Origin of the sequence: Clostridium sp. AT4 (assembly GCF_001517625.2) — a bacterium.
Classification (GTDB): Bacteria; Bacillota; Clostridia; order Lachnospirales; family Lachnospiraceae; genus Enterocloster.
Window position 1 is genome coordinate 2,040,382 of sequence record NZ_LN999828.1, and the last position, 11,441, is coordinate 2,051,822.

10 protein-coding genes are annotated in these 11,441 nt (G+C 46.6%); 8 read left to right on the forward strand and 2 right to left on the reverse strand.

All coding sequences use genetic code 11. The annotated features are described in order from the left end of the window. Positions 1-11 precede the first annotated feature (11 nt). On the reverse strand, positions 12-1,052 hold the full coding sequence (gene mreB, locus BN3656_RS15925) for a rod shape-determining protein MreB (protein WP_347461186.1): 1,041 nt from the start codon (positions 1,050-1,052) through the stop codon (positions 12-14). Positions 1,053-1,847: 795 nt separating this feature from the next. Here mreB and BN3656_RS15935 point away from each other — a divergent pair. The 8 genes from BN3656_RS15935 (at position 1,848) to BN3656_RS15965 (ending at position 9,620) form a co-directional block, all read left to right on the forward strand. Continuing rightward, positions 1,848-3,653 carry an argininosuccinate lyase gene (locus tag BN3656_RS15935; protein WP_066550327.1) on the forward strand — a complete coding sequence of 602 codons (1,806 nt, stop codon included), beginning with the start codon at positions 1,848-1,850 and terminating at the stop codon, positions 3,651-3,653. A 137-nt stretch (positions 3,654-3,790) separates the two neighbouring features. Next, positions 3,791-4,960 carry a choline-binding protein gene (locus tag BN3656_RS15940; RefSeq protein ID WP_066550330.1) on the forward strand — a complete coding sequence of 390 codons (1,170 nt, stop codon included), beginning with the start codon at positions 3,791-3,793 and terminating at the stop codon, positions 4,958-4,960. A gap of 239 nt (positions 4,961-5,199) precedes the next feature. Beyond that, positions 5,200-6,051: a tyrosine-type recombinase/integrase gene (locus BN3656_RS15945; protein ID WP_081422988.1), complete on the forward strand. Its 852-nt coding sequence runs from the start codon at positions 5,200-5,202 to the stop codon at positions 6,049-6,051. Between the two features lie 15 nt (positions 6,052-6,066). Beyond that, the gene (locus tag BN3656_RS15950; RefSeq protein WP_066550332.1) at positions 6,067-6,942 is read left to right on the forward strand and encodes a tyrosine-type recombinase/integrase; all 876 of its coding nucleotides are present in this window, start codon (positions 6,067-6,069) and stop codon (positions 6,940-6,942) included. 141 nt (positions 6,943-7,083) lie between these two features. Further along, complete coding sequence (locus BN3656_RS15955) at positions 7,084-7,848, forward strand: tyrosine-type recombinase/integrase (protein WP_242963042.1); 765 nt, start codon at positions 7,084-7,086, stop codon at positions 7,846-7,848. A gap of 15 nt (positions 7,849-7,863) precedes the next feature. Continuing rightward, positions 7,864-8,211: a site-specific integrase gene (locus BN3656_RS17160; RefSeq protein ID WP_347461170.1), complete on the forward strand. Its 348-nt coding sequence runs from the start codon at positions 7,864-7,866 to the stop codon at positions 8,209-8,211. 19 nt (positions 8,212-8,230) lie between these two features. Beyond that, positions 8,231-8,719, forward strand: a complete 489-nt coding sequence (locus BN3656_RS17165; RefSeq protein ID WP_347461171.1) for a tyrosine-type recombinase/integrase — start codon at positions 8,231-8,233, stop codon at positions 8,717-8,719. A 31-nt stretch (positions 8,720-8,750) separates the two neighbouring features. Next, positions 8,751-9,620 carry a putative ABC transporter permease gene (locus BN3656_RS15965; protein ID WP_066550344.1) on the forward strand — a complete coding sequence of 290 codons (870 nt, stop codon included), beginning with the start codon at positions 8,751-8,753 and terminating at the stop codon, positions 9,618-9,620. Positions 9,621-9,682: 62 nt separating this feature from the next. Here BN3656_RS15965 and BN3656_RS15970 read toward each other — a convergent pair whose 3' ends face one another. Then, positions 9,683-11,419, reverse strand: coding sequence for a phospho-sugar mutase (locus BN3656_RS15970; RefSeq protein ID WP_066550347.1), 1,737 nt, complete (start codon positions 11,417-11,419; stop codon positions 9,683-9,685). Between the last annotated feature and the right edge of the window lie 22 nt (positions 11,420-11,441).

An 11,441-nucleotide genomic window follows, 5' to 3' on the forward strand; every position in this document is an offset into this window, starting at 1 on the left:
TTTATAAAGCTTTAATAATCATCCCGCTCTTTGCCGCCGCCGATTCCCATGGAAGCCTCCAGAGCAGAAGTCATACCATGAGCAAATTCGATGAATTTACCGGTTCCGATGGCTACGGCTGTCAAAGGATCCTCAGCGATCACAGTGGTAATGCCTGTCTTTTCTTCAATCAGCGCATCCAGACCGCTTAAAAGGGAGCCGCCGCCTGTCATAACAATACCGCGGTCGAAAATATCCGCTGCCAGCTCCGGCGGAGTACGCTCTAATACATTGTGTACCGCGTCTACAATCTGAAGAGCCGGCTCTCTGAGCGCTTCCAGTGTCTCCTCAGAGGAAACTACAATGGTTTTTGGAAGGCCTGTCACCAGGTTCCGGCCTCTGACCTCCATGGTCAGAACCTCCGGACGGCGGGAGGCCGCACCAATATTGATCTTGATCTCCTCAGCAGTACGCTCACCGATCAGAAGATTGTGTTTCTTTCTCATATAGCGAACCAGGGCCTCGTCAAAGTCATCACCGGCAATTTTGATGGAGGTGCTTACAACCGGGCCTCCCAGAGAAATCACAGCGATATCTGCGGTACCGCCTCCGATGTCAACGATCATATTTCCGCAGGCCTTTCCAATGTCAATGCCTGCTCCGATAGCTGCGGCTACGGGTTCCTCAATGATGGCAACCTCACGAGCGCCTGCTTGGTAGGTTGCATCCTCTACTGCCTTTTTCTCTACCTCAGTCGCGCCGCTGGGAATACATACGCTGATGCGGGGCTTCCTTAAGGTACGCTTGCCAACTGCCTTGTTAATGAAATACTTCATCATCTTTTCCGTAATCGTGTAATCGGAAATAACGCCCTGACGCAGAGGACGGACTGCTACAATATTGCCGGGAGTACGTCCGATCATAAGACGGGCTTCCTCGCCGATCGCCATGATCTTATTGGTATCCCGGTCAATGGCAACTACTGACGGCTCTTTTAATACAACGCCCTTACCCTTGATATATACAAGGATACTGGCGGTTCCTAAGTCGATTCCAATGTCATTTGACATCATTGAAAACATATGAATATTTCCTCCTCATTATCTCCAGGTGCAGTGCGGAAGCATTCCGCAGGGCAGGCAAAAACAGCCCGGCTCAGTTTTCATCTGTGCAAAAGGCTGTGGATAGTTACGTTTTAATTGATAGTACCTATTATATACAATATTGTCCAGTTTTCAAAGACTTTTTTTCTTTATTTATTTTATTTATGATTTTTTAATAGTGTGTACATCTTTTAGACATAATTATTGTTTATGATGAACACTGTTCACCGAGAGGTGGACAGGCCTTTGTTTCAAGTGATTACTTGAAATCACAAAGCTTTTTCATACTCATACCGGACGGAGTGATCCGTCCGGCCCCCCTAAAATAACATCCCCCTATTTATGAATGTATCCCGTTCGGCAAGTCCGGACGGGATTTTTATATTGTGCTTCACTGCAGTTTTGCGTTGTAATTTTCCCGTAATAATTTTATAAGGAATTTCATCTTTTTTTTATAGAACGTCCATATTTTTATCACATTTTTAGGGCATACTATAGAAGAATTAGTTACAAGCTTTTTCATACTCATACCCGGACGGAGCGATCCGTCCGGTCCCCCCTTTTTTAACATTTTCTTTTTTATTATACCTACCATTCCATTGCATGACATTTGTCAGGCAGAACCGCCCTCCGGTACGCCAACACCGGAGGGCGGTTTTTTGGTGCACTCCCTATATTTTTCCTTATCGGAAGTATAATCTACTCGTAATGCAATTAAGGAATTTCAAAAAGTATTTCAAAAACAAAAAGGAGAGTGCATTCATTATGAAGAAGCAGACAAAGTTAGTTGCTGTACTTTCAACAGCAGCACTTCTCGCTATCGGCGCTTCCATGACTTCTTTCGCAGCTACTGGCTGGGCAGAGGAAGACGGAACATGGGTATACTACAACCGTGACGGCGAGAGAGCAACCGATTCCTGGAAGAAGTCCGGAAACAACTGGTATTACTTAGACAGCGACGGTGAGATGGCAGTAGACCAGCTCATCGAGGACGGTGATAACTACTACTACGTAGATATCAACGGTGTAATGGCTTCCAACCAGTGGGTTGCTATTGAGAATGAGGATGCTGGCGAGGATGACGAGCCAGAGCACTACTGGTATTACTTCCAGGCAAACGGCAAGGCTTTAACCAATGGTGACAACGATAAGGTTTCCTTAAAGACCATCAATGGCAAGAAGTACGCTTTCGATGACGAAGGCAAGATGCTGTACGGCTGGGTTGACGAGGACAGCGCAGAGCGCGTTGACGATACAGACAGTGACGGCTTCAAGGAAGGCGTTTACTACTTCGGCGGCGAAGATGACGGTGCAATGACCACTGGCTGGTTACAGCTGGATATCACATACGATGAAGCAACCAACGATGACTACAAGTACACCGCTGCTGCATTCAACGATGATGAGGATCAGACACGTTGGTTCTACTTCAAATCCAATGGTAAGAAGATCTTCGCTGAGGACGGCGACAGAACCAAGGATAAGACTATCAATGGTAAGAAGTACGCTTTCGACCAGTACGGCGCAATGGTAGCTGAGTGGTCTCTGGATGAGGATGATCTGGGTACCAATCCTAACGCATTCACTTCCAATGTAGCTTCTTCTGCAGAGGTAATTACCGGTAAGGCATTCGATTCCAAGTATACCGAGTCCTGGAAGTACTTCAATAGTGTTGAAGATGGTGCCCGCGTAAGCAAGGGCTGGTTCAAGGTAGTTCCTGCTGAGTACCTGAACGAAGATAAGTACAATGATGACGAGGACTTCTGGTACTATGCAGATGGCAGCGGCAACCTGTACGCAGGCGAGTTCAAGACCATCAAGGGCAAGAAGTATGCATTCCGTGATGACGGCCGTATGCTGAACGGTCTGAAGTTCATCAAGGAAGATGAAGCTAATCAGAGCCTGAGTGTATACGCTGATGATCATGATACCTACAACTTCGATAACGAGGATGACTTCCTTGATCATGCAGCTGAGTTCTACGAGCCAAACGGCTACAAGTGCTTCTACTTCGGTGACGGAGACGACGGCGCTATGAGAACCAACAAGACCAACGTTGAGATTGACGGCGAGAACCACAACTTCTACTTCGAGAAGTCCGGCGGCCACAAGGGTGCTGGTGTAACCGGTGAGGAAGATGACAAACTGTACCAGTCCGGTATGCTGTTAAAGGCTGATTCCGATGACAAGTACATCGTTGTTGAGAAGACAAGTCACTATGAGGGTGATAAGGTTAAGTATACTACCTACCGCAAGCTGGATGACGCTAAAGAATTTATGAACGCTGACGGCGTACAGGTTAAGGATGAGTTAGACGGCAAGAATGGTAACGACGCTGTAAATATCGGAAATGGCAATACCAAGAAGGCTGAGGATCTGTCTGAGGCTTACTCCATCACATACAAGGATAAGGACGCTAAGGGCGACAAGAAAGAGTACATCCTTGTAAATACCTCTGGTAAGATCGTTGATGGCAAGGGCAAGAACAAGGACGGCAGCGATTACTACTATGTAACCGAGAAGAAGGCTAACGGCGAGAACAGCATTGTTGCTATCTACGTTGAGGACTAATCTTCGGATCAACATTCAGTCAGATTTAATATGACATAAGGGGGAAGCGTTATAGCTGATATAGAGATATGTTAGCTGTAGCGCTTCTTTTTATATTTCAATATACCCTTCAAAATGATACAAAAAGGAGGCTCGTCATGATCAGAAAACGTTTATTATGCTTTGGACTGGCCGCTGTGATGGCTGCGTCCTCTTCTCTTCCGGCTTTTGCTGCCATAAATACATCCCTTTCCAGTACATCTATGGAAAACTGCGGCGCTTATCTCTTTGAATGGCGTCCCATTGACTGCGGAAATGGAAATTATTTTGCAATTCTTGTAGGCGGAAATACCATTACTGAAAGCAATGTGATCTTAAACAGAGGCTATGATTATGCCTATACCTTTGACCCCATGACCTATGCAAGACCATGGGGTACTGTGCCGGATCTGGTAAATACCGATGGAGTCTGGGCGATTCCTGAAAACTGGGGAAGTCTGCCGGAAGGCACTCAGCCGGTGCTCCAGATCATCCTTAAAACTAATAATAAAAATCTGGATACGGATAAACGCTATATCAATGTAGTCCATCTTCCCAACGGCACTGACACCTCTTCTCTCCCGCCGGAGGTACGCAAATACCTCATCAATGTAGACGGTTCCGATGCCGGCGCTTACAATGGTACGGTTACTCCCGGATGGCAGACAGAAGCAGACGGCTCGAAAAAATACTTAAAGCCCGATGGAACCTATATTACAAATGGCTGGCTTACTCTGGAAGATGAGCAGTATTACATGGATGAACGCGGAGTAATGCTTAAGGATACCGTTACGCCGGACGGCCATTATGTAACGCCGGAAGGCAAGCGCGTGTCCTATATGCCAGGTTGGTTCCAGGATACGGACGGCTGGCGCTACATCCAGAAGAACGGCTATTATCTGGCAAACTCCTGGTTCCAGGATACAGACGGAAAATACTATTACTTCAATATGGCGGCCCTGATGGCTGTAAATACAGATACTCCGGACGGATATCATGTAGATGAAAACGGCGTATGGGACGGGAATGCTTCTACGGTTGTAAAAGAAACCGTAAATCTGGGGCCCGGCGTCGCAACCGGCTGGGAGCCTGTCGATATCGGCTGGAAATTCAGGCAGTCTGACGGCTCTTATCTCACCAACAGCTGGAAACAGGATCCGGACGGAAAATGGTATTATCTCAACGAGGACGGCTGGATGTTAAAGGATACTACTACGCCGGACGGCTTCTATGTAGATGAAAACGGTGTATGGCAGCAGGATGCAGCTGCTCCTGAGACAGCTGAATAAAACAAAATCAAATACCGACAAAATAGAAAGGCATGGGCGAATCGTTCTCATGCCTTTTTTCAGGCACATAAGATGACAGTTTTATTTATTTCTGTCTATCTTTGTTAAATTTTCATAAAACAGATGACAAATATACTATTTTTATATATTTTTTGTACTTTATTAACAATTTGACTATTTCATTTTCAATTGTATCTGTGATATTATCATTTTCAAAATTTATTTTAAGGAGGCACAGCATGAAACAGCTGCCATCTAATGTCACAGGGAAAGACGCCATGGCGGAAACGCTGACCGCCTTTCAAATCTTTCTTCAAAACCGTGATATGTCCCCAAATACAATTTCCTCTTACATGTTCGGAGCCAGGGATTTTCTTGAACGGTACGGCGAGATCACCCCGGAACATATCAGCCTTTACAAAGCCTATCTTATCGATCACTACCGTCCGCAGACTGTAAATGCCAGAATACGTGCTCTGAATTCATTTCTCAGATTCCAGCAAAAAGAAAATATGAATACGCGGCTTTTAAAAATTCAACAAAAAAAATATACCGAATATGTGATCAGCCAAGGAGACTATGAGTATCTGAAGCAACGGCTTCTGGAGGATGAACAATTGACCTTTTACTATATCGTGCGTCTGATCGCAGCCACAGGCGTACGGGTCAGCGAACTGGTGGAATTTAACTGCGAAGACGTCGCCCACGGATACCGGAACATCATTTCAAAAGGCAATAAAATAAGGCGTGTATATATTCCGTCAGGACTGCAAATCAGGCTGAAGGACTGGCTTTCCAATGAAGGCCGAAAAAAGGGGTCTCTTTTTTTGAATCACAGCGGATGCCGTATGTCTGTCTCAGGAGTACGCAAACAGTTAAAGGTACTTGGATGCCGCTATGGACTTGACCCAAGAGTTGTATATCCCCATTCACTGCGCCACAGGTTTGCCAAAAATTTTATTGAAAGCGGCGGAGATATTTCTTTTTTATCCGATCTTCTTGGACATGAAAGCATTGAAACTACCCGAATTTATCTGCGGCGGACCAGCACTGAGCAGGCGCGGATTTTCAATCAGGTCGTAAACTGGTAGGAGGCAGGATGTATCATGGGACAACGAAAAAAACCGAAGGAGCCGGAGGAGGAATTTATCCTGTATCTGAAGGAGCATGGGGCATCAGAACACACCGTTGACAGCTGTCTGGCTGCTCTCCGGCTCTTTTTCAGGCTCTATGGAGAAATCAGCGCAGAGAATCTGGATGCATTCAGACGGTATCTGATGGAGCACTATAAAATTTCTACCGTAAACAGCCGGATCTATGGTATAAACCGCTTTCTGGCTTACTGTTCTGAGTGTAAAAACTCTTATGAAACAAGTGGGAAATGGGCACTTCCGGAAAAAAATTTCCGCCTTGGCGTAATCCGCAGCCAGAATCCTCCATTTCTGGATAATATTATTTCAGAAAAGGATTATGAAAAGCTTAGAGACAATCTGAAAAAAGACCGGGATATGAAATGGTATTTTGCAGTGCGGTTCCTGGCCTGTACTGGAGCCAGAGTCAGTGAGCTGATCCAGATCAAACGGGAGCATATACAGCTTGGATATATGGATCTGTATACAAAAGGCGGAAAGGTGCGCAGGATTTATTTCCCCGACTATCTCTGTTCAGAAGCTTCCGGGTGGATGGACTCGCAGAACATGGGATCCGGTTTTCTATTCCGCAACCGAAAAGGCGGAGCCGTTTCTCCCCGCTGGATCAACAGCCAGCTTAAGCTTCGTGCCAGACAGTATGGTATTCCGGAGGAAACGGTATATCCACACTCCTTCCGCCACCGGTTCGCTAAAAATTTCCTGTCCCGCTGCAATGATATTGCTCTGCTTGCGGATCTGATGGGACATGAAAGTATTGAAACCACGCGGATCTATCTGACAAAATCTTCCCAGGAACAGCGTGAGATCATTGATTCTATCGTAACCTGGTAGCTATCCAGCCCCCACACTTATAATTTCTAAAAAATCGGTCTAGGATGGATGAAAAAAGGAGAATTCATTATGAATGCGATTACAAAATCATCATCTGTCCGGGGATTGGAGGTTTTCCTGGAGCACCTTCAGGAAAAAAATATGTCCGATAATACCATCTGCGTTTACCGCTATGCTGTGGAGCAGTTTTACAGGCTTTATCCCCAGCTTACTTCCAGAAATCTGCAGCTTTACAAGGTTTATCTGCTTGAGCATTATAAGCCCCAGACTGTAAACTTAAGACTCAGGGCAATAAACTGTTTTATAGAAGATAAAAAGCTCCGGTCTTCTCCTGCCCCCATGATACGGATCCAGCAGAAAACCTGGCTGGATAAGATTATCAGTCAGGCCGATTATGAATATCTGAAACAGAGGCTTTTAGAGGATGAGGAAATGGTCTATTATTTCCTCGTTCGTCTTATGGCAGCTACCGGAGTCAGGGTCAGCGAGCTTGTAACCTTTCAGGTAGGGGATGTACACTGCGGTTTTAAGGATCTGTATTCCAAAGGGGATAAGATGAGGAGGATTTATATTCCTTCAAATCTTCGAAAAGCCTTTTTTAAATGGGATGACTTTACAGCCCGTACAGATGGAGCCCTGTTTTTAAACCGCTTTGGAGCTCCTATTACTCCCTCCGGCATACGCTCGCGGTTGAAAACCTTTGCCGCACGGTATGGATTGGATCCGGAGGTAATGTACCCCCACTCTTTCCGCCACCGGTTCGCCAAAAACTTTATTGAAGCCTGCGGGGATATTTCTCTGCTGGCAGATCTTTTGGGACATGAGAGCATTGAAACTACGCGGATTTATCTGCGCAGAAGCAGCGCGGAGCAATACAGGATCGTAAATAAGGTAGTAGACTGGTGAAAGGAGACATATGGGATGAATGTGAACAATGGAAACTCCCTGCTCCCGGAGGATCGGATCAAAGAATTTAAAAGCATGCTTTCAGAAAATGGAGCGTCGGAAAATACGGTAAGGGTATATGCGGCGTCTGTGCGGGAATTTTATAAAAATCATCAGGAGCTGACCGTAGACGAATTACAGGACTATAAAAGAGAGCTTTTGAAAAAATACCGGCCTGCAACAGTAAATACACGGATCTATGGGATCAACCAATATGTGAAGTACCAAAAAAAACAGTGGAATTCCGGAAGATTTCCGGCTTCCTCCTGTGCGGTGCCAGCAGAAACCATTTCTCAACAATATAATCTCAAAACGGGATTATGAAAAACTGAAAAAGGGACTTTTGAAGGATCAGGATCTATTCTGGTACTTTGTAGTGCGGTTCCTGGGCGCTACAGGAGCCAGAGTAAGCGAATTGGTTCAGATCAAGGCAGAACACATTGCCGTAGGCTGTATGGATCTGTACACGAAAGGGGGAAAAATGCGCCGTATTTATTTTCCCAGACAGCTTTGCAGGGAAATGGCTGTGTGGCTAAAACAGAGAGAACTGTCATCCGGATATATATTTACCAGCCGCTGCGGAAAGCCCATTACTCCCAGAGGGATCGGCTTACAGCTTAAAGTGCTTGCAAAACGATACCGGATCCGGCCTGAAACGGTATATCCCCATTCCTTCCGCCATCGGTATGCAAAGAATTTTCTTGAAAAATTCAATGATATTTCCCTGCTGGCAGACCTTATGGGACATGACAGCATCGAAACCACGCGCATCTATCTGACCCGTTCCTCACAGGAACAGCAAAAGGTGATTGACCGGGTAGTAACCTGGTAATATAATACAACCATTAATGGAGGATAATTATATGTATCAATACACCTGGTATCAATGGCTGTTTATTTTCTATCTATACTGTTTTTTAGGGTGGATCTTTGAATCATCCTATGTTTCTCTAAAAGAAAGGCGTCCTGTAAACCGGGGATTTCTGCGGCTGCCTCTGCTCCCTCTGTATGGTACGGGAGCTGTGATGATGCTGTGGGTATCCCTCCCTCTGAGAGAGCATCTCCTTTTGGTCTTTCTGGCTGGCATGACCGCTTCTACTGCTCTTGAATATATAACCGGCTGGTGCATGGAACAGCTGTTCCGGGTACGCTACTGGGACTACAGCAGCCAGGCTTTTAATTTACACGGATATATCTGCCTTTCTTCTTCTATTGCCTGGGGGGTTCTTACCCTGCTTCTGACAGAGGTAATCCATAAGCCGGTGGAATTCTGGATCGTAAACACCTCACAAGCTCTGCTTTTACTCTGGGTTCTGTTTATATCCGTATTTTTCATCCTTGATACCATACAATCAGTACAGGCTGCCCTCAATCTGGCAAAGGTACTGGATTCCATGACCCATATGCTGGCAGAACTGGAAGATATACAGGTGCAGTTAGCCCTGCTCAAAGCAGAAACAAACCAGAAACTTGCCAATATCCAGGAAGAGGCTTCCCATAAGCTGGCTGCCGCAAAAGCCGAGGCTGCACTTTACAGGACTTCCAAAGAAGAGCAGATCCGCTCTCTTACCAGGAGGATGTCTGAGCTGGCGCATCAGAGACAGCATATGGCCCTCCACATAGATTTATACCAGAGAGGGATCCTGAAGCGTAATCCGGGAGCCCGTTCCACACGGTTCGAAACCGCATTTAAAGAACTGCGGGAGATTGCAGAAAAACAGCTTCACAAATAAACGTCGATCAGCCGCCGGGAAGTGCGTACTGCCCGGCGGCTGATCTTTATACTGCTTTTATATTACATCATCTTATCTACCATAGCCATAACAGCTGCTCCAAGGTCTGCTTCCTTCTGGTCTGCATCCTCTAAGGAGGTTCCCTTTACGCCAAAGTAGAACTTGATCTTCGGCTCTGTACCGGAAGGTCTTACGCAGATCCATGCGCCGTCCTCCAGGTCATAGTACAGTACATTGGAGGCCGGAAGTCCGGTTGGCTTTACCGCTCCTGTCTCCATGTCCCTGATCGTATCCAGCTTGTAGTCTCTTGCTGATACTACCTTGTAACCGCCTACCTCTGCAGGGGTATTATTTCTCAGAGTTTCCATGATGGACTGGATCTTTGCCAGACCTTCGATGCCGGATAAACCGATAGACTTGACAGAATCCTTGTAATAGCCGTATTTCTCATACATGGCTACCATGGCATCCCACAGGGTCATTCCCTTCTGCTTATAGTAGGCAGCTGCCTCGCAGAGAGCGGCCGTAGCGGAAATAGCGTCCTTATCACGGGCATAGGTGCCGATCAGGCAGCCATAGCTCTCTTCCATGCCAAAGAGATAGGTTCCTGTTCCTGTGGTTTCATTTTTAAGGATCTGCTTTCCGATCCACTTAAAGCCTGTAAGCACCTCGATCAGCTCTGCACCGTAGGCTTTGGCTACCGCGTCGATCAGATTGGTGGATACGATGGACTTTACAACCTGTCCGTCTGTCGGGATTTTGCCCTCAGCCTGCTTCTGGCTTAATACATATTCGCACAGCAGGGAACCGGACATATTTCCGGTCAGAGGAATGTATTCGCCGGACTTTGCATCCTTTACATATACGCCCAGGCGGTCGGCATCCGGGTCTGTGGCAAGTACAAGGTCGGCGTCCTTTTCCTTAGCCAGCTTTAAGCCCAGTTCAAAGGCTTCTTTGGCCTCAGGGTTTGGGTAGCTTACAGTAGGGAAATTTCCGTCCGGAAGCTCCTGCTCGGGAACTACATATACGTGAGTAAAGCCGATCTCCTTCATCACTCTTCTGGCAGGAATATTTCCAGTGCCGTGAAGAGGGGTATATACAATGCGGATCTGATCCTGCATCTCATCAATGGCCTTCTGGTTTACAACCTGAGCCTTTACCTGAGCGATGTACTTGTCATCGATCTCTTTTCCGATAACCTCATACTTGCCCGCTGCGATGGCAGAAGCCTCGTCTGTGGTCTTTACGCTGGACAGATCCTCGATGGCAAGAACCTCCTCTGTCACGCCCTTGTCGTGAGGCGGTGTAAACTGTGCGCCGTCCTCCCAGTATACCTTGTAGCCGTTGTACTCCGGCGGATTATGGCTGGCAGTGATGTTAATGCCTGCCACGCAGCCCAGCTCGCGGACAGCAAAGGACAGCTCCGGTGTGGGGCGCAGGGATTCAAACTTGTATGCCTTAATTCCGTTGGCTGCCAGAGTCATAGCCGCCTCCATGGCAAATTCAGGAGACATATTGCGGGAGTCATAGGCAATGGCTACGCCCTTGTCTGCAGCGCCCTGCTTGATAATGTAGTTTGCCAGTCCCTGTGTGGCCCGTCTTACTACATAAATATTCATACGGTTGATTCCTGCTCCGATGATCCCCCTAAGGCCTGCGGTTCCGAACTCCAGATCCATATAAAAACGCTCTTTGATCTCGTTCTCATCGCCTTCAATGGCCTTTAACTCGGCTTTGGTGGCTTCATCAAAATACGGATTGGACAGCCATTCCTGATAGATCTTCATGTAATCTTTCATTTCTATACTCCCTCCTGATTTC